The sequence below is a fragment of the Umbribacter vaginalis genome (genome assembly GCA_001552935.1).
GTDB lineage: Bacteria > Actinomycetota > Coriobacteriia > Coriobacteriales > Eggerthellaceae > Berryella > Berryella vaginalis.
In genome coordinates this window covers 113948-136860 of sequence record KQ959676.1, presented here as the reverse complement: position 1 = coordinate 136860, position 22913 = coordinate 113948, and the positions used below count along the sequence as shown (strand labels likewise).

Genomic DNA, 22913 nt, shown 5'->3' with positions numbered 1-22913 from the left:
AAAGGATAGACCAATGAAAGAACTCGAGAAGCTTGCAGTGCTTACGGCACTACAAAAAGCAGTTAAGAGCGAGCTGGATAAAGTGCGCGCTACCTGCGAAAACGAACTCAAGGCGCAATTTGATGCAGAGGGCATAGACCGCAAGCGCTTGAACATCGGCGGCACCGAAGTAGGCACGCTCTCTTTGCGCTTTGCAAAAGATGAGTACATTATCACTGATGAACAGGCTTTTTACGGCTACTTAACAGCATGTGGCGGCACTATCGAGCGTCATCGCTTGAAAGACGTTTACGCTGAAGAAGCCTACAAGCGCCTAGGCGATGAAGGTGCGCATATGTTTGAGACGTATTACGAAATTGAACCGCTCTTTGCTAAGGCTTTCAAGCGCATTAAGGACGATATGGTACTTGACGGTGTAAATGAAGTTATCCCCGGGTGTAAGCCGTCAGAGAAAGAGCCAATCGGCACGCTTGTTCGTGGATGTAAGCCTCAAGACGTATTACCGCAGCTAAAGCCTGCACAAGCAATGAAACTACTGAATGGAGAGAACAATGGCAAGTAAGAACGAAGCAATCGAGGTATCACCTGCGGAAATTGCGTCTGTAAAAGAAAAACCCGCCTCCATCGTCAAAGCTGAAAAAGCTAAGAAAGAACCGTGTGCGCTTGTAAAGTATGAAGATGCCGAAGGGCGTGAAGTAGTACTCACTCGCGAGGACATTATTAATACAATATCTTCAAACCCACGGATCACGGATAAAGAGATCAAGCTTTTCATTGAGCTAGCCAGGGCGCAGAAATTGAACCCTTTTACGCGGGAAATATTCATCACCAAATACGGCGATTACCCAGCTACTTTCATTGTTGGCAAAGACGTTTTCACCAAACGTGCGCAATCAAACCCGCTGTTCAAAGGCATGCAGGCAGGCATTATTGTTCAGCGTGGCAATGCTGTTGACCAGCGTGAAGGAAGCGCAACGTTCGGCGATGAAATGCTAATCGGCGGCTGGTGCAAAGTGTACGTGCAAGGCTATGATGTGCCGATTTACGATTCCGTTTCTTTCAACGAATACGCTGCTCGTAAAACAGACGGCACACTGAACGCCATGTGGGCAAGCAAGCCTGCAACGATGATACGCAAGGTCGCTATCGTGCATGCTTTGCGTGAAGCGTTCCCGAGTGATTTTCAGGGCTTATACGACCAGTCAGAAATGGGATTATCAGGACAGGGAGGAGAATAATGGCAATCAACTCGGTTAGTTTATCAGGTAATTTAGCGCGTGACCCGGAAATCAAAACAAGCGGCTCAACCATCATATGCAGCTTCTGCATTGTTGTTGACGATAACGTGAAAAACCGCGCTACAGGCGAATGGGAGCGAGTGCCGAACTTTTTCGATGTTGCCGTGTTCGGGAAGTACGGCGATGCGATAGCAGGGCGGCTACACAAAGGCGCTAGGGTGTTTGTTGACGGAAAGTTGCATTACTCCACATGGCAAGCGCAAGACGGCACTAAACGCTCACGAGTAAGCGTATACGCCGACACCGTGGAAACAGCTTCACAGCCGAGCGCACAGAATGGCGCACAAGGTACGTATTCAACTCAAAACGCACAAACATACCAACCAAGCTACAATGCCGCCGCCACGCCCGCCACAGTAAGCAGAGCAAGCGTACAAGCGCAACCAAGCGTACCGCCAATGCCTCAAACGCCGCCAGCAACGCCACAAGTGCCACAAGCGCCCGCAGTAAGCCCGCAGACGCCCCCAGCGCCTACGCAAGCGCCACAGACGCCGCCTGCACCGCTAACACCCGAGGAAGTGGATCGCAGGCTTGAGATGGCGTCGTTTGACTTGCCGTTCTAGCCGAAAATCGTAAAGAAAGAAAAGAAAAAGAAAAACCCCTAATAACCCTAAAGAAAAAGAAAAGTAAGAAATGACAACTAAGTACTTTATATATATTCATTACTAGTATATAGGCGCGCCATCCTACGAAAATGGCGCGCTACTAAAACGTTTTGAATTTGATCTAAACGAGCTTTTAGTTCAGAGCTAGACGAAAGGCGAGTATTGAAAACTATGTTGACAAATTGTGAAAAACTTATAAAACCGCCCGTCAATCTGCCGCAAGAGTATTGCAAGCGTTGTGGAAAACCTTTGCTCTATGTTGAGATCACAATGGGGAGCATCAAGCAACGCATCTTTCGTCCGTGCTTTTGTTCATCGCAATCAAACGCCTCTCCGCAACACAAAGCAAAGCACAAGCCCACAGAATGCTCTATGAGCCTTACTACAAACGCATTTAGTACTATCGGAGTGCCTGATGCATACGTATACCGCAAGCTTGAGTACAGTGGCTACCTTGAGCGCTTGAAAGCGCATCGCTCACTGCTTATGCATAGCATAGATGACACAAGCGAAGCGCTAGCAGCTAAGCTTGTGATGTATGCGATGTTTAGTACAATATCGTCAAGATACGTTCAAGCGCATAAGCTACTTGCAAGCGATGAGCTATACGATGAGGCGCATGATGTGGATATGCTAAGCGTATGCGGTGTTGGTAGTGAGCCTAAAAATGCTGATACGCTTGCAAAGCTATATAGCCTGCTCACAGCACGCATAAGCGCTAAACGATTGACAGTGCTCACGTCGCGCTTTGATAAGGAGCACTTGATTAAGCACTACGAGTGCGCTGGTGTAAATGCGTTTACAACGATTATAAATGAGCTAAGCTATTACGATTTAAGGAATAACGATGAAGAAGCTAAATGATAAGAAGCTGGCGCGCACATTTTACTTCAACGTGCCGACGACGACGGCTCAACAGCACAAAGTTAGTGTTGTGCATGGTCGTCCGATATTTTATGACCCCCCTAAGCTCAAAGAAGCAAAGATGCTTATTAAGTGCATGCTTGCCGCTGCGATACCTAAGCAACCTATTGAGGGGGCATTACAGCTCAATGTGGTGTGGGCTTTTCAGCGCCCTAAGACGCAAAAGAGCCTTGTGGAATATCGCGTTGCGCGCCCTGACCTTGATAATCTGCAAAAAGCGCTCAAAGATATCATGACCGAGCTAGGGTTTTGGCACGACGATGCGCAGGTTGTGATTGAGCACACGACGAAAGTCAATGCAGAGCGCTCTTATTTGCATATCGAGATATGGGGCGAGGTTGGCGTTTAAGTACTAGATATAGTATGAGAGGATTAGCATGCAGATTAAGCGCAGTACACACTTAGCCGACTATACAAACGCACATGAGCTTTTCAGCGCTGCACGTGATGCGTGCAAAGAGATGCGTGCTATTGAATACGAACTCAAGCGATTAAAAGAGCGCGAGGGCTTGAAAGCGCAAAGCTATGAGATGAGTGTACGCACAAGTGAGCATAGCGATTTTACTCGGCAGATAGATAGCCGCCTAGTACTTACACAACGCAAGCGTGAAGTGTATGAACAGGACAAGGCGCTGTATCAGCTTGCATTAAGTGTGCTTTATGGCGAGGGTACATCTCATGGACTAAGCGAGCTTGTGCACTTGCAAGCGTGTGAGTGCACTGAACAGCATTACTTGCTTGATCGTTCCTGGCAAGCAATAGCGCGTAATTTTGCGATACCAGTGATTACAGCTAGGCGTAATGTGCGCTATGCGCTTGATATGGTCGATTATTTAGGCTTAGAGCATGCGATTGCTGGCGTAGGGCAAGCAACACTTGATGACTTTTTGAAGCAAAAAGATGAATGATTTAGTTGTGGCGGAGTTGTGAAGAAATGCAAATCTAGCTGCATATATATAGAGAGTATAGTATAATAATATACATAAGAAAGGAGGTGAGAAATGGAAATAATTGAAATTGTAATAGCGAAAATCGTCAGTAAAGTATTATCACATTTGATAATCAGGTATTTAGAAAGGAGAGAAAAAGAAAAAGGCTCTAAGCAACCAAACCGAGAGCCTTAAGCACAAAAGCTTTGCAAGGGGTTGATACATCAGCCTCTTGCAGGCTACCTGTAGTATATCACACATTAAATTTAGTATGAAAGGGGAAATTATGGATATTACAACCATCATCGCGTTAATTATTGTATTTGTAGTTGTTGATGTTGCGTTTTGGTTTATTACGAAAGGAAAGAACAATGGTAAGTGAAGCACAAAAGCGCGCTAATGCGAGTTATAAACGCCGTAATACTAAAGCTAAGCACATCGTGTTCTTTCCTGATGATATGGATTTGTATGAGTGGGTTTGCGCTCAGCCAAAACAAAATGCATATCTAAAAGAGCTTATTCGTAAAGACATGAAAGAGCGTCAGGCACACTAGCTACCGATGAAAGCTCGTGCACTGGCATATAGCGCATGAGCAGCTTTGAGCAAGTTTGAGCAAGTATGAGCAGCTTTGAGCAAGTTTATATGTGGTAATGTGTATTTTGTAAAGCTATGAGGGAAACCTTGTAGCTTTATTTTTTTTGCGGCACTGGTGCGCATTGCTTCGACTTTTTCCTTACGTACGCCCAAATGGCGCTAGTGCCGCTTAAAAATAGCGGGGGCGGTTGTTAATAATTGCCTGCGCATAATTAAGCGATGGGGGCAAGTATGGCGGCATATAACCCGAGAGTGCGCAATGGCAACGCGAGGCGTAAGCTTATTGCTTGGCTGAAAGCTCAAAGCTTTCCTTGCGCATTATGTGGCAAGCCTATCAATTATGGGCTTCCTGCCAAGCATCCCGATAGCTTCGAGTGTGATGAGGTCGTGCCTGTTAGCAGGTACTGGCTACGCTTGTACAATGCGCAGCAGCAGTGCTGGGCTGGTCCGTACGCCACAGCAGAGCAGGCAGCGCTGGCGAGGGGGAACGTGCAGGCGTCGCATCGCAAATGCAATTTAGAAAAATCAAATAAAATTATTTCGAATGAAAATCAAAGCGAAAAAGTAATCTTTCGTTCGCGTCAGTGGTAGCACTGTTGTAGCAGGTCATAGGCATCAGTGGATGACCCTGGGCGCCTTGTCGCTGGCTTGCCTCGACGGCATAGAGCCATTTTTTCAAAAGGGCGAAAATAGGCGAATAGCTGGGCGATTATTTCTAGGGGTAAAGCATGGGCAAAGCACTCTCTAAAGCGAACATCGAGTACATCAAGCAAGCAATTACGCGCGGCATACCGACGGCAACAATCGCTGGCAATCTTGGCATAACGCCTCGCTGTGTCCAAATTTATGCTAAGAAGCTAAGCGATGAGACTATTGCATATGGCTCGTTGAAAGTGCAGCCTATGACCGAAACAAGCTATCAGAACACGCTTGCCCGTTTGCGCGAGGCACGCGATCTATTACGTGAGCAAATGCTTATTGCTGACCCGCGCAACATCGCGCAAATCGTAAAGGAATATCGTACAACTTGCGACGACATCGAAAAACTCGAAGCTAAGCAGCGCGAACGTGACGAAGAAGCTGCGAACGATGAGATTGGAGCAGCAATTGCCAAGATTACCGCTCAAGCCTCGGTATAGCTTATATCAGCCGTCGCACACGTCGCTTGAGCCGCTCGTTGAGATTGTCGCAGCAAAAGCAGGTAAAACGCTTCTTGAATGGCAAAAACGCGATTTAACGCACATAAGCGCGATTGATAGCAAAGGGCAATTTGTTCATCGTCGTGTGTGCTTATCAATCCCTCGTCAAGCTGGAAAAACTACCATCATTGAATGGTATGCGCTTGTGCTGGCGGCGTTTCTTGGCGCAAAGATACTGTGGACGGTGCATAGCTATCAAATCATCGTGAAAACGCTTGAAGACTTCCGCAGCATTTTAGGCACGAAGGTTCACGATGATCGCCGCGGCATACCGTACTTTAATAATAGGCTTTTTCGCACATCATCAAAGACGGCGCAAGAGGGCTTTTGGTTTCGTCCGTTTGGCAAAAATAAGCTCGAGGGCTGCATATGCTTTGCGACACGCACGAAAAAAGCAAGCATGGGTAATACATTCGACATCGTTATCCTGGACGAAGCGCAAGAGGTTACAACAGAGCACTTGCAATCGATACTTCCGACAACATCATCAGGCGCGATGCATAACCCGCAATTCATATACATGGGCACGCCGCGTCGCGCGGGCTCAACCGCTGACCGTTTCGAAGCAATGCGCAACGAAGCGCTCGAAGCTATCGAAGCTGGCAACACCGACAAGAAGTTTTGCTACATCGAATACGGCTTAGATGAGATTGGCGATGTTGGCGATGAAAAGCGCTGGTACAAGGCGAACCCGTCACTTGTTGAGGGTGTTGCGAACATCGAAGCTATCCGCGAACTATTGCCACAGCTTGGGCGCTTGGCGTTTGCGCAAGACTGCTTAGGCGTATGGCTTGCGCCGCAAGATGTGCTCGGAGGCATTGGCACGCCAGTCATCGCGCAAGAAGAATGGCTTGCTTGCAAGAGCTCGCGCACGCCGAATGGCAAGGCAGGAGCGTACGCAATCAAGTTCAACGTTGACGGCTCAATGTTCGCTGTATGCGTTGCGCTTGTTGATGGCGATAAAACGCACGTTGAGCTTGTCGACAATCGCGCTTCTACGGGCGCGAAAATCGCGCTTGCGGAGTTCGTCAAGGCACGCGCGCAAACTGTTCCCGTTGTTGTTGACGGCAAGAGCGGCAGTGCTGCTTTTATTGATCGCGTTAAAGCTGATATTCCGAAGCGCAACATCTCGCAGCCGTCCACGGGTGATGTTATCGCAGCTAATGTGTGCTTTCTTGACGCTATTCAGGAAAAAGAGCTCGAGTGGTACGCGCCTGATGACGTCGATGAGGAAGATATGCTCACAACAGCCGCAATGCAGAGCTACAAGCGTGCAATCGGCAAGAGTGGCGGTTGGGGCTTTGACGGTGAAAACGCATATATCGTTGAAGCGGCTGCGCTAGCTGTTTGGAAAGCAAAGCAGCGTTCAAAGAGAAAATCGATGGAGGTATTCTTTTGATGCAGATAACGAAAGAAATCGCAAGTGCTGACGGCTTGAGCAGCGACGATATCGCGATGGTTGCGCAGCTTGTCGATACGTGGGCTCGTCATTTGCCGACAAACGTGCTGCGCGATAGCTACTACAATGGCGATATGGGCGTGAAAGACTTAGGCGTGAGCGTATCCCCCGAGTTTAGAAAGAAGCTAAACCCGCGTATCGATTGGGCTGCTAAATGCGTAAATTGGTGGGCTGACCATGTGCAGTTCGAGGGCTTTTCATGCACAGACAAAGGGATTGAGGGATCACTCAATGCAATCGGGCGCCTTAACGACATTGATAACTTGATGCGCAAGGTCGTGCAGTCATCGCTGAGGCATTCAGTGGCGTTTATCACAGTAACCAAAGGCAATATAAGCGTAGGTGAGAACAGCGTTATCATATCAGGCTATCCCGCGACAAGTGCTGCGGCACTCTACTCGCAAGCTCTAAAGCGTATCAGAGCAGGGCTTGTGGTTGTCGATAGTGCGCTCAACAAGTCAACGCGCAAGCAAGAGCCGACGCTGATATACGTGTTCGACGATACGCGCGTCATCGTGCTTACACGCATACAGGGCAAGTGGTTCGCTGATATATCCGAGCATGGGCTTGGGCGCGTACCGATGGAGCACATCGCATATCATTCAACGCTTGAGCGCCCGTTTGGCTCGTCGCGCATATCGCATACCGTGATGAGCCTAGTTGACGATGCACAGCGCGAGCTTATGAACATGGCTGCATGCGCGAGCTTCGCTGCTGCACCGCAGAAATATCTCGCTGGTGCAAATGATGACACGGCACGCGCGCTCGCAAAAACGCCGTATGGCTCGTATATCGGTTCGCTGCTTATTGCGACAACCAACGAGGAAGGGTCAACGCCTCAATACGGACAACTGCCGCAGCTACAAATGCAGCCGCATACCGACTACATGCGTATGCTAGCAAGCCTTTTTTCCGACGCAACTAATGTCCCGCTTTCATCTCTTGGCTTTTCGTCGACCAACCCAACGAGCGCAGATGCAATCTTGGCTTCGCAGGAAGATGCAATCATTGATATAAGCAACTATATCAGCGCATGCAAACGCGCACTCTCCAACGTTGGCGCGCTTATCATGGCAACGCGCGAGGGCAAGCCGTATGCTGATGTTGTGCGTGATAGTGCTATTGCTGCACTCTTTGCCAATCCATCTACGCCATCGCCCGTATCGATGAGCGATGCAGTTCAGAAGCGTATAGCGGCGTTTCCGTGGATGGCTGATAGTGATATTCCGCTGCGTGACTTGGGCTATAAAGATGATGAGCTTGAGCAGCTAAAGCAAGACAGAAAGAAGGCTAAAGGCGCGCAGCTTGTACAAGCAAGCTTGCAATCTATGCAAGATAGGACAGCGCGGTGAAAGTGTTCGATGTAACAGCTGATGAGCTGCAAGATTACGAGGAGAAGCTACACGCCGCAAGCACAGCAAGCGCTGACGCGTTCGAGAAGCTTGCACGCGCGCAAAACTTGCCTACGCTTGAACACGACGCACGAAAGAGCGCAATTTATCACGCGGCGAATGATACCGTGAGTACATTTTCCGATGCCACAGGCAAAATTGCTTGTGACTTTTTCGATGCGCACGTCGAGGGCGCAACGCCTAGTGAGATACCGCCGCAGCCGAAATACATTAAGCAGCGACTATACGAGCGCATTGAGGAACACGAGCAAACGCACGAGCTAGGCGACGATGAGTTTTTGCAACGCATGTCGCAAGATGTGTACACCGAAGTGTATCATCACGCCAACCGCACGATGATACATAACGCGATCAAGAATAAGCTGCGTTACGCACGTGTGCCGATGGGCAATGCTTGCGCTTTTTGCTTAATGCTTGCGACGCGCGGCTTTGTCTACTACACGCAAACAAGCGCAGGCGAGGACAAAGGGCACTACCATGTACATTGCCATTGCAAGATTGTTCCAGGCAAAAATGGTACTACTGTTACAGGGTATAAACCTAACGGCTTAAACAAGCGCATCAAACAAGTTGCAGATAGCCTTGGTATTCAGAATTTTAACTGGAAAGATTGTATGCGCGACGGCTCTATGCGATATGCGTTGCAAAAAGAGCTACAGTTTCGTGACACAAACTGGCTGCTTACAGGCATACCGCCTGAGGTAGGTTATGAAAATGAACTTGCTGAGAAGAATGCACGTCCGCATGAAATTGAACAAGCAAAGCGTTTGTCGAAGCATGGCATTAAGTGTGTGTTTCAAGTTGATTATGAGGTTGATGAGAAAACTAAGGGCACAGCAAGGCAAAAGATTATTGGAAAAACAGACCTCGTTAATGGTATTGAGCTTAAGAGCCTAAGCGGCACCTCCAATTTGGAGAAAAGAATCAAAAAAGAACTGCACAATTCTAAAAGAAAAATTGGCTTTAAGTCGTGCAATTTTGATGCCACTGACTCTTTGTTCACTGATGAGGAGATCTCCGAAGCGTTGAGAAAGCAGCTAAAGGCTCGACATGTGAATCGGGCGTCTTTTATCGGGAGAGATGGAAAATACCATGTAATAAACAACGAAGCGTAACTACGACAGGGCTGAACCCCGAAATAGCTACGCTTGTTACTTTCATTATATCACAAAGGAGTATTCATGCAAGATTACGATGAGTTTGTCGATAAATTCAAGCACAAGAAGACAACCGATGATTGCTATACACCTCCAGCAATATATGAAGCTGTGCTTACGTGGTGTGAAAAAGAATACGGCATAGATCGCGCAAGCGTCATCCGACCATTTAAGCCGGGGGGGGGTTATCAGCGAGAAGATTACACAGGGCGAGTTGTTGTTGACAACCCGCCTTTTTCAATCCTTGCGCAAATTGTCGATTGGTACAACGAGCGCGGCATTAAGTACTTTCTGTTTGCACCGAGCTTGACGGCACTCAATTATGCGCAACGTAAGGGCATGTGCTTCGTGTTCGTAGATGCGCGAATAACGTATGAGAATGGCGCGCAAGTGCGAACAGCGTTTTTGACAAATATGGACGACTGCATTACGCGATCAGCATGCGACCTATCACGCGAGCTTGACAAGGTAAACAAACAAGTTAAAGAAGAAAAGACGTACGGCAGGACGCAGAACCGAGCGAATAAAGTTGTGAAATACAACTATCCGAGCGAGCTTATGACATCGGCACGCTTGGGAAATTTAGCAGCTAAAGGCGTTCAATTCAAGATTAAACGCGCTCATTTTGTGCGTAGCCTCGCCGCGCAAAAGCCGCTCAAGAAGGCAATATTCGGCGGCGGGCTTTTAATCTCACGAAAAGACGCAGCAGACATTCGCGCGCAAGAGGCACAGCTGCAAGACGCAGCAGACATTCGCGCGCAAGGAGTGCAGCTACAAGATGGGGTGTACACCTTCGCGCTATCAGAGCGCGAGCAAGCAATCGTAGACAACCTATAACCGCAGATAAACTGCATAAAATTGGTAATTAAAGGAGCTGCATAGCTTCTTTTTTTATACATCCGCACGGACGAAAGGACACATCATGGCAAATGATGCAACAAACGAGCAAGACAAGCAAGCAGCTGACGCGCAAACAGAAGCTGCAGAGACCGACTGGAAAGCACAGGCGCGAAAATGGGAAAAACGCGCCAAAGAGAACGCATGCGCTGCTGACGAGCTGCAAAAGCTCAAAGAAGCGCAGATGAGCGAGCTAGAGCGTGCACAATCCCGTGCAAGCAAAGCTGAAGAAGAGCTTAAGGCGATGAAGGCTAAAGCTGAGCACGATGCGCTCAAAGCAAGCATTGCAAGCGAGCTCAATGTGCCAGCAAGCCTAATCGCTGGCAGTGATGAGGCAAGTATGCGCGAATGGGCAAAGAGCCTCGCTGAATATGCGAAGCCGCAAGTTGGTGCGAGCGTGCCGAAAAACTCGACGTTTGCAAGCGCAGACGGCAAGGACGACGACAAGCTCAAGCTTGCTCGGCAGGTATTCAAGTAGGAGCTGATATGCCAAGACCACCAATCATTCAACCGCCAGCGCATCCGCCAAATGGCGGTGCTGGCACTTCAGAAACCACTAACAACGAAAAGGAGCAAATAATGGCAGATACACTCGATACAAAACACATCCAACTTCCTCGCAGCATTGCGGACGACATCGTGACAAAGACGCGCGAGGCAAGCGTTATTCAAATGCTTTCCTCTGCTAAACCCGTTATTTTCCAAGACGCAACCAACGTACTCTTTGCGAAAGAGCCTGAGGCGGAGTTCGTCGATGAAGGACAAGCGCACACAAGCATGGGCGTTGACTTCAAGCCTGTTCAAGGCATCGTAAAGAAAGCTCACGTAACTGTGCGCCTCAATAAAGAGGTTAAATGGGCTGATGAGGATAACAAGCTGAAAATCCTCGACACGATTACAGACTCGGCAGCTGCGGCACTTGGTCGCGCACTTGATTACGCCGTGTTTCACGCTGTAAATCCCGCAGCAGGCACTGCACTCACGGGCGTAACAGCACTTACTGCAGGCGCGAACAGCGTTAAGACTTCGGGCGACGCTACAGCTGACCTTGATGCGCTTGTAGCCGCTGTGCCTGATTATGACGTATCGGGCATTGCGCTGTCTAAAGCATACGCTGGTTCGCTTCGTGCAGTGCGTGCTAAGGGTACTGGCGCGCGCCTGTTCCCTGAAATCCCGTTGAATTTACGCGCAGGACAGCTTGACGGCATCGCTGCTGCGACGTCAAGCACAGTAAACGGCGCTAAGTGCACCACGCCTACCGACGTGCTTGCAATCCTTGGCGACTTCAATTTGATCCGCTGGGGCATGGTTCGCGATATTTACATGGATGTTATTACCGCTGGTGACCCTGACAATCGCGGCTATGACCTTGCATATAAGGATGAAATCGCATATCGCGTTGGTGTTGTGTATTCGTTTGCATGCATTGATCCTAAAGGCTTTGCAGTGTTGAAGGCGAAATAATGGATGGCGCAGATCGTAGCTTTGCGAGCATTGACGATCTGAAGGCGTTGTATCCATCTATCACCGATGAGGAGCGCGAGCGGGCAGATAAGCTGCTTGCGCTCATATCATCGACAATCCGCCAGCAGTGCGATTGGCAGCACGTCGAGCCTGACGCGCTCAAGCTTGTATGCTGCCAGGTAGCTTCACGAGTTATGCAAGTAGGAGCGCAAACGCCAATAGGCGCTAAAACGGAGTACTGGCAAGCGGCACCGTTTGCGGGCTCAATTAGCTATGCAAATCCTACTGGCGACATATACTTTACGAAATTTGAAAAAAGCCTGCTCGGAATAGGTGGAGCGCGCGTTTACGTCGTCAATCAATCAATCGAGGGCGGCAACCATGTATAAGATGACGCTGTTTGTTAAGACGTGCAGCAGCGCTGGCGTCGACCGCTTCGGCAATGAAACGCACGAGCTAAGCGAGCCTATCGCTGTTCGCGGCTGCATGTTTGCGCCAGGTGCGCCACAAGACTTGCCGATTGAGCGCCCCGAGGGCGTGAAGATTAAGGCAACGGCGTATTTGCCACGCGGATGGGCTGAAAAGCTCAAGCGAGGGCAGGTAAGTGCTGATGGCAAGCTATGGCTTGATGTTGTAGGCGAGCCGTATGCGTATCCACGCGATATGCTGCCGCCTCTTTTCCCCTTTGATTGCGTCGTACCGCTTAAGGAGCAAGATGGCTGATATCGTAATTAACACGCCTGCTGCGAAAACAAAGATAAGCTATAAGCCCAGCTCAAAGGCTAGAGCCTTGCTCAAAAATCCTGCGATGGGCGCGCTATTGCTTGCACGCGCAAAGATTATTGCTGCACGAGCAAACGGCATGTATAACGCCAAAGGATACAATACGCGCCTAAAAATGGGGCGCGAGCGCTTGCGTGCTTACGTTTACACAAGCTCAATACACGCTATTAGATCAAACATTGCGCATGACACGCTCAAAAAAGCAGTAGGGAGCAGCAAAAAATGATATTTTCGAGCATGGAATACGTCATTAAGTACGTGCATAAGGTTCTGAATATCCCCACGTCAACGCACGTGCAAGAGAAGATGCCGCCAGCCTTTGCGCTTGTTGATAGGACAGGCGGCGAAGTTGACTATCCGCATGACAACCCTGAATACAGCGTATCAATTTGGGCTAAGTCTGAAGCGAAATGCGAGGATTACGCTTATCAGCTCGCAATAGGACTTAAAACAGTGCCGCCTGACGATTACCACATAAACGCCGTTGGCGTACCGACGGTGTTCTCGTATGGTCGCGACGAAAGCGGCTATTACATATGGCAAGTGACCGTTACGCTTGCCGTAAACATTCAAGATGAAAAGGAGTAATTATGGCAGTAAATGCTAATAATGTGCTCGTCGGAGCACCAGAACAAAAGACAACCGGGGCTGTTCTTGACGCACCGCTTGGTACGCCGTTACCAACGCATGCGCTTGATACAATCAGCACTACCTTTGAGGATAGCGGCTACATCTCCGAGGACGGTATCTCGCTTACCGTCGACCAGTCCACCGACACTATCAAAGATTGGTCGGCAAGCGCTATCCGCAAAATCTTAAGCGAGTTCAGCGGTACCGTTAAGTGGACGGAGCTCGAAGTCAGCAAGAAGTCACTTGAGCGTGCGTTCGGCAAAGAAAACATCACGTCAACGCCCGCGACGAAGGATCACGGCGCACAAACAAGCGTTGCGATTGGTGCATCGTTGCCTGACGCGCGCAGCTGGGTGTTCAAAATCAAAGATGGCAAAAAGCGTGTATTGCTTGTTGTGCCGAATGGGCAAGCCACAATCTCTGACGACATTACGTTTTCGTCATCCGACGCCGCGACAATCGCAATCGAGCTTACGTGCTCACCTGACGCACACGGCAAAAACCTATACATTTACACCGACGATGGCGTTTTTTCTAACGCAGGAAGCCTGGGCTAAACAATGATTAAATTAAGCACAAAAATCGAAACGCTTGATGTGGAAATCGACGGCAAAGAATACCATGTGCCGCTTGAGCCAACCATTAAAGATATCAAGGGCGACGCGCTGAAGATATTCACAAGCAAGGACGCAACGCCTGAAAACTTTTCGCGGTGGTTCGTTGAGTACCTAAAGACGTACATTCCGAACGTCGAGAAGCTGCCGTTCAGCGCACTTACGAGCATCACAGAAGAATGGAGCGCACGTAGCGCACTCACTGGCAAGGCTGACCTGGGAAAATAGCAGGCTCGCTGCCGATTATTGTGCTGTATAGCGATGCGCTTGAATACGATCTAATGACGCGCACACACTTCACGCTTGACGATGTGGGCAAGGCTCTAAGTTGGAGAGCCTTGCTTGCGTTTATTACGCATTTAGACAAATCAAGCGCACTATGGAAAGCAGCGAATGAAGAGGATGTTGAGCTTGCGTTTTGGGAAAGTAAAGAGATACAACCGCAGCTTCTAGCAGGCATTATAGACGAGTTGCGCGCAGTTCATTATGTGCTTGTCGCTGCTAACTCTAAGCATAAACCGAAGCCACCGAAGCCGCTTGAACGCCCCTTTGTGAAAGCAAAAAATACAGCACAGCAATACGGCAGTGAGCCTGTGAGCATTTCAGAATTTGAGAATTTTTGGGACGGAGGTGGTGAGTAGTGGCAAATACAGAGGTCGGAAGTGCATATATATCGATTATCCCGTCACTGAAAGGCTTTAGCAGCAAAACGTTTTCGGGCTTCCAAAAGGCAGCCTGCGCATCGTTTGCAGCGATTGGCGCGTCAGCTGGTGCGATGGTTGCTCAAGCAACAAAATCTTTTGCGCAGTTCGAGCAGCTTCAAGGCGGCGCAGAAACAATCTTTGAAAGCGCAGCCGATAGCATAATTAAAAACGCGCAAGGCGCATTCGATACGGCAGGCATATCGATCAATGAATATATGGATCAAGTTAACCTGTTCGGTATGTCGCTGAAGCAATCGCTTGGCGGTGATGTGCAAAAAGCAGCGCAACTTGGGGATGTAGCAATTCACGATATGGCTGATAATACGAGCGTGTTCGGCTCGAACTTGCGCGATGTGCAGAATGCGTATCAAGGTTTTGCAAAACAAAATTACACGATAAATCTAATGTCTGCTGCATAAGCGATTATGCAGTAACCGTGCGTGAACCTTGCTAAGGGTGTGAGGGCAAAACCTTGCTAACGGGGGAACTCTAAGGGCTAAGCCTATGACAATCCCGTGCTAAGCCCGCTTATGCGGGAAAGTGTAACGACTATGGGCTGGTTACCCAGTACAGCTGCTATTAGCACGCAGCTGGAAGTGCGCACCAACTTGCACTGGCAAGTTGAAGATATAGTCTAATCCCCTTACAAATATCGGGAAACCGAGGGTGTAAATGGTTAGATAACCTGCGCCTAGGATACGGCGGCACACGTGAAGAGATGCAGCGCTTAATTCAGGACGCAAACGCATACGAAAAAGCTAACGGACGTGCAGGCGACTTAACAATCGAGAAGTTCGGCGATGTAGTACAAGCTATTCACGATATACAAGAAGCGCAAGGCATGACGGGCAACTCGGCTCGCGAAGCTGCGCATACCATATCAGGTAGCATTGACACAATGAAAGCTGCTTGGGAAAACTGGCTCACGGCATTAGCTGACCCGCGAGGCGATATTGACGGCATGACCGCTAAGCTCATTACGAGCATTGGCAATGTGGCGAAGAACTTGCTGCCAGTAATCGTATCGCTGGCAAAGAATATCGCACAAGCGCTGCCAGCAGTGCTATCAACAGCAATCCCTGCTCTGGCAGGCGTTATTGCTACTTTCTTTACAAGCATAAACTGGAGTGAGCTGGCTAGTGTCGTATCGAGCGGCATTGGGCAAGCTATCTCGATGGGCATAAACGCCATTACATCAATCCCTGATGTAGCAGGCAAGCTTATCGGGCTTATACAAGACCAGCTAAAGAGTGCAACACTTGACACAAGCGGGCTATTCGCTGGCGTCGATTTCGGCGACTTGAGCAGCGCGCTTGATACGCTCAAAACAACGATATCGCAAGCGTTTACGGACATCGGCGCCGCACTTGGCAACTCGGCAAACGATGGCAGCGCGTTTCAATCGTTTGGGCAGGTCATCGCTAATGTTTGTACAATGATTGTAAATGCGATTAACTTCGCAATCCCTGTTGTCACGGCAGGCGTGACAAGCCTTATCGGGCTTGGGCAAGCAGTGCTGCCAATTATGAGTGCTATGGTGCCTATCGTATCGTCAATATTACAAACGCTCACACCTTTAGCTGGCATTATCGGTCCTGCTGTCGCCGGCTTTATGGCTTTCAAAGCGATTGCGCCGATTATTGAGACGCTGAAAGGTTTTCAAGGCGCGTTTGCTGCGGTCAATGCTGTAATGAAGGCTAATCCTATCCTTGCGATTATCTCGGCAATAGCGCTGCTGGTAATTGGCATCAAGACTTTGTGGGATACAAACGAAGGCTTTCGTAACGCTGTAATCGGCATTTGGGAAGCGGTCGTTGGGGCATTTACAACGGCAGCGCAAACGATACAAGGCGCATGGCAAGCAGTGTGTGACTTCTTCGGCACAATTGTGGGCGCGATTTCAGGCTTCTTGAGCGGTGCTGGCGAAGTCATTGGCGGTATTTTTCAAGCTGCAGGGGAGCTTGTAATTAACATCTGGACGGGTGTTATTAGCTTTTTCGCGCCAGTACCAGCTGCGATAATAGGCTTTTTTGCTGGTATTGGTGGCGGCATTAGTGGCTTCTTCTCGCAAGCATGGGAGCTTATAAGCGGTATATGGAATGCTGTCGTAAGCTTTTTTTCGAGCAATCCAACGGCGATAATTGATTTCTTTACAAGTATTCCCGAGGGCATTGCTAGCTTCTTTCGTTCAGCTGCTGATACGCTACGAAGCATATGGGATAACGCTGTGAGCTTCATTGCCGATATTCCAGGTAAAATTGTGGGCTTCTTCGCAGGGATGCACATTGAATTTCCAAAGATTAAGCTGCCGCACTTCTCGATTAAAGGCTCTTTTTCTCTTAGCCCACCAAGCATACCAACGTTGAGCGTCGACTGGTACGCAAAGGGCGGCATTTTCAGCTCCCCGAGTATTATTGGTGTTGGTGAAGCTGGCACAGAGGCGGTATTGCCGATTGATAAGCTTAACCAGTTCATCGATACGCCTGATAAAAGCGCAGATGAACAAGAATATGGCGATAAACTCGACAAGATGATACAGCTGCTTGAGCTATTGCTGCAAAAGGATAATTCGGTGTATTTGAACTCGACAAAGATATCAGGCGAGCTGGCGGTCGGTGCAAGTGCACTAGCTAAGGCGAGAGGAGCTGCGCTGTGATCTATATTGATAACTTAACGGTGTTTAATGGCGTAGAGCTTTCTCGCTGGGTGCTGGTGGACGATATAAAGCGTCCTGTTCAGCCAAAACGCAAGGTGACAACAACGTTCGTTCCTGGGCAACAAGTGCCGCATGTGAGCATTGATGGCTTCGAACCATACACGATAACGCTCCATGCGCGCTTGCGCAAACATGCGCTTGCTGAGGTAGTAGAATATCGTCGTGCGTTAACACAAGCGTTGCTCGCAAATAAGCCCGCGCGCCTTATTTTACCTGATGATACAAGTCGTTCATATTTAGCCATTTACCAAGGCGATGATACGATTTCTATTTTTGAAAACAAAACGGAACTTGAACTTACGTTCTTAATCATTGACCCGATCGCGTACGGCGCCCGTCATAGCCAAGCTGTTTATGCACGAAGTGACGCACCGCTAAACATTGGCGGCACACAGCCAACATACCCGACATTCACACTAACAAAGCACACATCAGGTGTAACGACCATTAAGAAGTACCACAATGGCGCATTTACGCACTACTTAAATGTGCACACGGATACCGCTGGCACAATCATCATCGATTGCGAGCAGGAAAGCGTTGTGCACACAGGTGGCGGTAAGGCGTATGTCGATCTAGCTTCTGACTTCTTCACACTTGAAGCAGGCGACATGGTTGTGCCGGGCATCATCGATCCTGATAAGCTCATAGTGACGTGGGAGGATAGGTACGTATGATTATTGAACTTCGCGATGCACGCGATGATACAACGATCCGCTCAATCGCTGAGCGCGAAATCATCGCACTTACGCATACTGACGAGCTCAACGGTGCCGATATGCTTGCAATCACAACGCTTGCGCCACTTGAGCCAGGTCAACACTTAGTACTTAAAATCGTAGGTCAGACAAAAGAGTACACCGTACAAGCTCCAAAAGCGACACGTGAAGGCTCAACGGTCGTGTATAGCGATACAGCACTATCAAGCATATGCGACCTTTTCGGCGTACAGCCGCTATGGCTTGGCGAGGATACATCAATGCGTGCAGATGAGCTGCTTAAAAAAGCGCTTTCACCTGCGCCTGTATGGAGCGTGGAGTTCCCTGATGGGGGAGCTGATGAACTTATATTGACAATAAGAGAGCTTCACTACAAGTCAGCGCGCGAGATTGTGCAGCGTGTAGCTGCCGCTGGTGGCTTTGAGATTGAAACTTACCTTGACGATAAAGCAGATAAACGCGTCATTGTCTTTCGTAAACATCGCGGCTCAACAGCACCAACAGCGCGCTTTTCTTTTGGTAAGAACTTACTTAAGGTCGAGCGCACACAACGCGCACCAGAGATAACCGCGTGCTATGGGGCTGCTGGGTCTACCTCGTGGAACGGCGCGATTTCGATGCTTGATAAGCGCTTTAACGGTAAAGACCACATCGTAAATGACGAGGTCGACAAGCTTTTTTCGAAGCGCTCATGCGGTGGGCATGCGTTCGGACTTGTCATCGACAACAAAAAGCGCCCATACGATCAAGAATTCTGCGATGAGGTCAAGGCTTATCTAGCCGAGCACTCAACGCCGCAAGTTACCTATGAAGCAAGCGTGCTCGAGCTTACGCACCACAACGCACCTGTTCAAAGCGTACAAGTAGGCGATACGGTCGATATTGTCGATCCAACGTTTAAGCCAACATTGCGCTGCCGTGGGCGCATTACAAAGCTTGAAAGCGACTTACTAAGCCAGCGCACAACTGTAACGCTCGGAAACATCACGCGTGACTTGGGCGACTTAATCGCGGGGCGGGATAGTAAATTTCAAAGCTCCGTGGATAAAGTAGAAAGCGCTGCTCAAAGCATTCAAAAGGCAAGCGAAGAGCGCCTGCTTAACTTTGAAAAGCACCTAAAAGAGCTTGACAAGCATGTGGGTGAGTTTCAGTACCAAACTTATATAAACCAGTACTACAAGATGATCGAAACCGTCAGCAAGCTAGAAGAGCGCATTAAAAGGCTAGAAGAGAATAGGAGACCGTACTTATGACACAATACACCATTGAGCTGCGTATGGAGAAATCCATTCAACGCATTACGCAGCCAATTTGCGTACGCATAAATGAAAACGAAACGCAGCAAATTCGCGCAAAGCTCATGTACGAAAACAGCCCGTACAGCGTGCAATGCGACAGCGCAGAGCTGCACTTGCTGCGTGATGACGGCACATGGTCACACCTTGAAGCAAGCGTAAGCGGCTCGAGCGTAACGTGCACGATTAAAGCTAATCAGCTTGGCAAAACAGCACAAAACGCATGCGCTTACTTCTTTTTTAAGCAAGGCACGCAAACCGAAACGACTGAAAGCTTTCAGGTGCGCATTGAGCGCGCGGCAATCGATACGGAAGCCTCTGATGCATTCTTTGACGCGACAATGAATAAAATCGCGACGAAATGGGGCGCATACGAAAACGCCGCTGAAGCGCAAGAAAGCGCACGTAAAGACGCAGAGAGCAAGCGCAAAGACGCTGAAGCATCACGCGTACAAGCCGAGCAGTCACGCGTACAAACAGAGCAATCACGAGTGAACACTGAACAAGCTCGCGTGCAAGTAGAGCAAGCGCGTGCAGATGCAGAGCAGGAGCGCGTACAAGCAGAGCAGCAGCGCAAAGACGCAGAGAGCAAACGCACCACGGCTGACCAGCAACGTACGCAAGCTGAAAGCAATCGTGCTAACGCTGAACAAGCTCGCGTTCAAGCAGAGCAAAAACGCGTACAAGCAGAAAACGAACGTCAATCAAACGAAAGCACACGCACAAGCGCAGAGCAATCGCGACAATCACGCTTCAACGAAATGCTCGATGCTGCGCAAAACGTCAAGTTCCGCATTCTAAGCAGTAATGAAGTCGATAGCGAGGGCAAACCAACCATTACAGGCTCATCAGGCATTATTTACCTCGTTAAAGCACAACAAGCGCAAGAAACGCAAGCTAATCATTACAACGAATGGATTTACCTTGAGGGCAGGTGGGAGCTATTCGGCTCAACTGCACCAACGGCAGCAGCTATTGAAGTGGCTGACATCGACAAGCTCGCGCAAGGCACTACCATCGCTGGCAATCGCGTACTCAACGCTACGGGGTTGAATGCACTGTGGAGCAAGCTTCAAACACACATGCATGATTTAGAAAATAGCGTTTTTAATACTGTTGCTACCGCAAAAGGGGCAGAGGCGGAAGCTCGAGGAGTAAGGAGTGATATAACATCTCTTTGGCTTGAACAAAAAAAGCTTGGCAATGATTTCTCAACGCTTGAAAGCGAAACAGCTATTCTTAAATCTAGGACTTTAAGCGTGGAGCAAAAGCTCAAAAATGGATTTGAAAACGCAAGGAAATCTAGAGTTGTTTTACGAATTAGAAGCATATCTGAGGATACAAATAAAAAATTGTGGTGTAATTGCTCTTTTGTAAATACGAATGGTTTCGTTGATTTTAACGGGTATATCAATACAGGGTTAATACCAGCGAGTATTATGAATAGAGCGAAAGGCATAGAAGGAAAAATATTTTTTGCATTTGACGACGTCCTATGTGAACTATTTCAGCCAATGCTAGACGATAATATAAGTAGTTTTCCTTTAGTATGGCATTCAACTAGGGGTAAAAATGTTTATGGCTATTTGCAAATACTCTTTTGGTCAATATGCTTGGCACTACCATGCGAAGAAAATAATCCAAACAATTATCGCATAGGGGAAATATATACACATGCTACTTATCCGCAATCTACACCGCATATAAACAATAGTTTTGATGGTTTCCCTCAGTTTATAGAAAAAATAAATAAAACATTAGGAAAAGATGGCTTAGTAGCCAGCTATGAGTTGTATTAAGGCACGCCATGGACATAATACAACTAACACTCGAAACTATCTTACCTGTCATCTTTACAACGCTATTAGGCTTTTTCACGCACATCGTCCGTAAGCAAAAGAGCGATATGGAAGCACTCAAAGACGGTATGCGCGCGTGCTTGCGCTCACGGCTTTATGACTTACACGAGGCGTACGTTATGCAAGGTTCAGGCTGTCCTCGGTGGGTCAAAGAAGAAGCAGAGCGCGTGTACGAAGCGTATCACACGCTTGGCGGAAATCATACGGGCACTGAAACGTTTCACCAGATAATGAAAGCAAAAATCAAAAAAGGAGAAAATCATGATTAACTGGAAAAAGAGACTTACAAACAAATACTTTTGGATTGCACTTATCCCAGCGCTGCTGCTGTTCATTCAAGCGGCACTGCATGTTTTCGGCGTTGAGTTCGATTACACGCAGATTGACAAAGACCTGCTCAGCGTTGTAAACAGCTTATTCGCTGTGCTTGCTATTGTAGGCATCGTGAACGACCCGACCACGCAAGGCTTAACCGATGGTGAGAAGCGCAATGGCTAGCATAGTTATTGATGTATCGAAACATCAAGGCTTGCTCGATTGGGATGCACTTGCCGCAGATGTTGACGGCGCTATCATTCGCATGGGCTTTGGTGGCGATAGCGAACGTCAAGATGACGACAAGTATTTCTTTAACCTGGACGAAGTGCGCCGCGTGGGCTTGCCGTTTGGCTGCTATCTGTATTCATACGCGGGGAGTGACGCTGAGAGCTATAGCGAAGCACAGCACGCCTTGCGTTTGCTGCCGCCAGCTGATGAGCTTGCGTATCCTGTCTACCTTGACGTTGAGGAGCAAAGCAAGTCGTACCATTTTAGGCGCGCAATCGAGATTTGGGCTGAAGTGCTTGAGCCGCAAGGTTACACTGTTGGTTATTATTCAGGGCGCTACCTAGCTAATCAAGAGCGACTATATGAGCTACCGTACAGCGCATGGATTGCTGAATACAGCGATAACCTGCACTACGCGCATGACGTGGACGCATGGCAATTCACTTCACAAGCATGCTATGGCGGCTATGCGCCGCTGGATGCAAGCTACTTTTACATTGACGCAAAAAAGAAAGAGGATGATGATATGACGATTTATGAACCTTATAATGGCCCTGGAGAAACACCACAAAGCGGCGCTAGCATTGCCGACCGTGTTTGCTATATTGATGGCTACGTAAGCTCGCTATGCGCACAAGTAGCAGCACTTAGCGCAGCAGTGGAAACACTTGCCAATGCTAAGGGCGCCGATGCAGCAGCTATTAGTGCCGCTGTTGAAGATGCTGTTAAAGCGAAGTTGCAAGGCTTGCGCTTTACCGTGACCGACGATAATAGGTAGTAACGAACTCTTACGCCCCTGCGCTTTATGCGTGGGGGCTTTTTTGTATAATATCGTCAAGCAGTTTTGAGTATGCCCTGCTAACGCTTTATATGAGAATAAAAGTCATGTGACCGAAATGTGACCGCGAAAAAAGCATGCTCGAAAAATATATACTCTGAACTGGTATTATACAGCCTTTCTAAAAAGCGTCTCAGGGCTTCGATCCCCCTAGGCTCCACCATTTTCCCCTTTTTAATTAAGCCTCTGAACAGGCGTTTTATTCTCATCTTGTTATCTTTTGATTAAAAAATGCGCTATTCGTTACTATTCGTTTATCAGGCGTTATTT

At 48.5% G+C, this 22913-nt stretch carries 31 protein-coding genes; all 31 read left to right on the top strand.

The window, feature by feature from the left end; genetic code table 11:
• Window positions 1–13: 13 nt before the first annotated feature.
• The 31 genes from HMPREF3190_RS01520 (at window position 14) to HMPREF3190_RS01375 (ending at window position 22583) form a co-directional block, all read left to right on the top strand.
• Window positions 14–562 (top strand): hypothetical protein, encoded by a 549-nt coding sequence (locus HMPREF3190_RS01520; RefSeq protein ID WP_066779678.1) that lies wholly within the window; start codon window positions 14–16, stop codon window positions 560–562.
• Entirely contained in the window at window positions 552–1238 is a 687-nt protein-coding gene (bet, locus tag HMPREF3190_RS01515) for a phage recombination protein Bet (RefSeq protein WP_066779676.1), read from the top strand. The genes HMPREF3190_RS01520 and bet overlap by 11 nt, the downstream gene beginning before the upstream one ends.
• Entirely contained in the window at window positions 1238–1861 is a 624-nt protein-coding gene (gene ssb / locus HMPREF3190_RS01510; RefSeq protein WP_066779673.1) for a single-stranded DNA-binding protein, read from the top strand. The genes bet and ssb overlap by 1 nt, the downstream gene beginning before the upstream one ends.
• 414 nt (window positions 1862–2275) lie before the next feature.
• Entirely contained in the window at window positions 2276–2767 is a 492-nt protein-coding gene (locus tag HMPREF3190_RS01505; RefSeq protein ID WP_449675982.1) for a hypothetical protein, read from the top strand.
• Complete coding sequence (locus HMPREF3190_RS01500) at window positions 2751–3176, top strand: RusA family crossover junction endodeoxyribonuclease (RefSeq protein WP_066779668.1); 426 nt, start codon at window positions 2751–2753, stop codon at window positions 3174–3176. Before HMPREF3190_RS01505 ends, HMPREF3190_RS01500 begins: the two co-directional genes overlap by 17 nt.
• A gap of 28 nt (window positions 3177–3204) precedes the next feature.
• Entirely contained in the window at window positions 3205–3735 is a 531-nt protein-coding gene (locus HMPREF3190_RS01495) for a hypothetical protein (protein WP_066779660.1), read from the top strand.
• A 93-nt stretch (window positions 3736–3828) separates the two neighbouring features.
• The gene (locus HMPREF3190_RS07535) at window positions 3829–3951 is read left to right on the top strand and encodes a hypothetical protein (RefSeq protein ID WP_449675980.1); all 123 of its coding nucleotides are present in this window, start codon (window positions 3829–3831) and stop codon (window positions 3949–3951) included.
• A 176-nt stretch (window positions 3952–4127) separates the two neighbouring features.
• Complete coding sequence (locus HMPREF3190_RS01490; protein ID WP_066779658.1) at window positions 4128–4310, top strand: hypothetical protein; 183 nt, start codon at window positions 4128–4130, stop codon at window positions 4308–4310.
• A 272-nt stretch (window positions 4311–4582) separates the two neighbouring features.
• Entirely contained in the window at window positions 4583–4942 is a 360-nt protein-coding gene (locus HMPREF3190_RS01485) for a hypothetical protein (RefSeq protein ID WP_066779655.1), read from the top strand.
• 137 nt (window positions 4943–5079) lie between these two features.
• The gene (locus HMPREF3190_RS01480) at window positions 5080–5490 is read left to right on the top strand and encodes a hypothetical protein (RefSeq protein WP_066779652.1); all 411 of its coding nucleotides are present in this window, start codon (window positions 5080–5082) and stop codon (window positions 5488–5490) included.
• Window positions 5441–6949 (top strand): hypothetical protein, encoded by a 1509-nt coding sequence (locus tag HMPREF3190_RS01475; RefSeq protein ID WP_156425674.1) that lies wholly within the window; start codon window positions 5441–5443, stop codon window positions 6947–6949. The genes HMPREF3190_RS01480 and HMPREF3190_RS01475 overlap by 50 nt, the downstream gene beginning before the upstream one ends.
• Window positions 6898–8361, top strand: a complete 1464-nt coding sequence (locus tag HMPREF3190_RS01470; RefSeq protein ID WP_449675977.1) for a hypothetical protein — start codon at window positions 6898–6900, stop codon at window positions 8359–8361. Before HMPREF3190_RS01475 ends, HMPREF3190_RS01470 begins: the two co-directional genes overlap by 52 nt.
• Window positions 8358–9536 (top strand): VG15 protein, encoded by a 1179-nt coding sequence (locus HMPREF3190_RS01465; protein ID WP_066779643.1) that lies wholly within the window; start codon window positions 8358–8360, stop codon window positions 9534–9536. The genes HMPREF3190_RS01470 and HMPREF3190_RS01465 overlap by 4 nt, the downstream gene beginning before the upstream one ends.
• Window positions 9537–9602: 66 nt before the next feature.
• The gene (locus HMPREF3190_RS01460; protein WP_066779639.1) at window positions 9603–10415 is read left to right on the top strand and encodes a hypothetical protein; all 813 of its coding nucleotides are present in this window, start codon (window positions 9603–9605) and stop codon (window positions 10413–10415) included.
• 85 nt (window positions 10416–10500) lie between these two features.
• Window positions 10501–10953, top strand: coding sequence for a hypothetical protein (locus HMPREF3190_RS07530; protein WP_449675975.1), 453 nt, complete (start codon window positions 10501–10503; stop codon window positions 10951–10953).
• Between the two features lie 8 nt (window positions 10954–10961).
• Window positions 10962–11939, top strand: coding sequence for a hypothetical protein (locus tag HMPREF3190_RS01450; protein ID WP_449675974.1), 978 nt, complete (start codon window positions 10962–10964; stop codon window positions 11937–11939).
• On the top strand, window positions 11939–12328 hold the full coding sequence (locus tag HMPREF3190_RS01445; RefSeq protein WP_066779637.1) for a hypothetical protein: 390 nt from the start codon (window positions 11939–11941) through the stop codon (window positions 12326–12328). The genes HMPREF3190_RS01450 and HMPREF3190_RS01445 overlap by 1 nt, the downstream gene beginning before the upstream one ends.
• Complete coding sequence (locus HMPREF3190_RS01440) at window positions 12273–12662, top strand: hypothetical protein (protein ID WP_449675972.1); 390 nt, start codon at window positions 12273–12275, stop codon at window positions 12660–12662. The genes HMPREF3190_RS01445 and HMPREF3190_RS01440 overlap by 56 nt, the downstream gene beginning before the upstream one ends.
• A complete protein-coding gene (locus tag HMPREF3190_RS01435) occupies window positions 12655–12948 on the top strand; it encodes a hypothetical protein (protein ID WP_066779632.1) in 294 nt (97 codons plus the stop codon). Before HMPREF3190_RS01440 ends, HMPREF3190_RS01435 begins: the two co-directional genes overlap by 8 nt.
• Window positions 12945–13310 carry a hypothetical protein gene (locus tag HMPREF3190_RS01430; RefSeq protein WP_066779629.1) on the top strand — a complete coding sequence of 122 codons (366 nt, stop codon included), beginning with the start codon at window positions 12945–12947 and terminating at the stop codon, window positions 13308–13310. The genes HMPREF3190_RS01435 and HMPREF3190_RS01430 overlap by 4 nt, the downstream gene beginning before the upstream one ends.
• A gap of 2 nt (window positions 13311–13312) precedes the next feature.
• The gene (locus tag HMPREF3190_RS01425; protein WP_066779625.1) at window positions 13313–13909 is read left to right on the top strand and encodes a phage tail tube protein; all 597 of its coding nucleotides are present in this window, start codon (window positions 13313–13315) and stop codon (window positions 13907–13909) included.
• Window positions 13910–13912: 3 nt separating this feature from the next.
• Entirely contained in the window at window positions 13913–14194 is a 282-nt protein-coding gene (locus tag HMPREF3190_RS01420) for a hypothetical protein (protein ID WP_066779623.1), read from the top strand.
• A gap of 53 nt (window positions 14195–14247) precedes the next feature.
• The gene (locus HMPREF3190_RS01415; protein ID WP_156425672.1) at window positions 14248–14607 is read left to right on the top strand and encodes a hypothetical protein; all 360 of its coding nucleotides are present in this window, start codon (window positions 14248–14250) and stop codon (window positions 14605–14607) included.
• Entirely contained in the window at window positions 14607–15089 is a 483-nt protein-coding gene (locus tag HMPREF3190_RS01410) for a hypothetical protein (RefSeq protein ID WP_066779619.1), read from the top strand. Before HMPREF3190_RS01415 ends, HMPREF3190_RS01410 begins: the two co-directional genes overlap by 1 nt.
• Before the next feature lie 299 nt (window positions 15090–15388).
• A complete protein-coding gene (locus HMPREF3190_RS01405) occupies window positions 15389–17326 on the top strand; it encodes a phage tail protein (protein ID WP_066779616.1) in 1938 nt (645 codons plus the stop codon).
• Window positions 17323–18063 (top strand): distal tail protein Dit, encoded by a 741-nt coding sequence (locus tag HMPREF3190_RS01400; protein WP_066779613.1) that lies wholly within the window; start codon window positions 17323–17325, stop codon window positions 18061–18063. Before HMPREF3190_RS01405 ends, HMPREF3190_RS01400 begins: the two co-directional genes overlap by 4 nt.
• On the top strand, window positions 18060–19358 hold the full coding sequence (locus HMPREF3190_RS01395) for a phage tail spike protein (protein ID WP_066779610.1): 1299 nt from the start codon (window positions 18060–18062) through the stop codon (window positions 19356–19358). Before HMPREF3190_RS01400 ends, HMPREF3190_RS01395 begins: the two co-directional genes overlap by 4 nt.
• The gene (locus tag HMPREF3190_RS01390; RefSeq protein ID WP_066779607.1) at window positions 19355–21199 is read left to right on the top strand and encodes a BppU family phage baseplate upper protein; all 1845 of its coding nucleotides are present in this window, start codon (window positions 19355–19357) and stop codon (window positions 21197–21199) included. The genes HMPREF3190_RS01395 and HMPREF3190_RS01390 overlap by 4 nt, the downstream gene beginning before the upstream one ends.
• Before the next feature lie 8 nt (window positions 21200–21207).
• A complete protein-coding gene (locus tag HMPREF3190_RS01385) occupies window positions 21208–21528 on the top strand; it encodes a hypothetical protein (RefSeq protein ID WP_156425671.1) in 321 nt (106 codons plus the stop codon).
• Window positions 21521–21757 carry a phage holin gene (locus HMPREF3190_RS01380; protein ID WP_066779602.1) on the top strand — a complete coding sequence of 79 codons (237 nt, stop codon included), beginning with the start codon at window positions 21521–21523 and terminating at the stop codon, window positions 21755–21757. Before HMPREF3190_RS01385 ends, HMPREF3190_RS01380 begins: the two co-directional genes overlap by 8 nt.
• Window positions 21750–22583: a GH25 family lysozyme gene (locus HMPREF3190_RS01375; protein ID WP_066779599.1), complete on the top strand. Its 834-nt coding sequence runs from the start codon at window positions 21750–21752 to the stop codon at window positions 22581–22583. The genes HMPREF3190_RS01380 and HMPREF3190_RS01375 overlap by 8 nt, the downstream gene beginning before the upstream one ends.
• The last annotated feature ends 330 nt before the right edge of the window (window positions 22584–22913 follow it).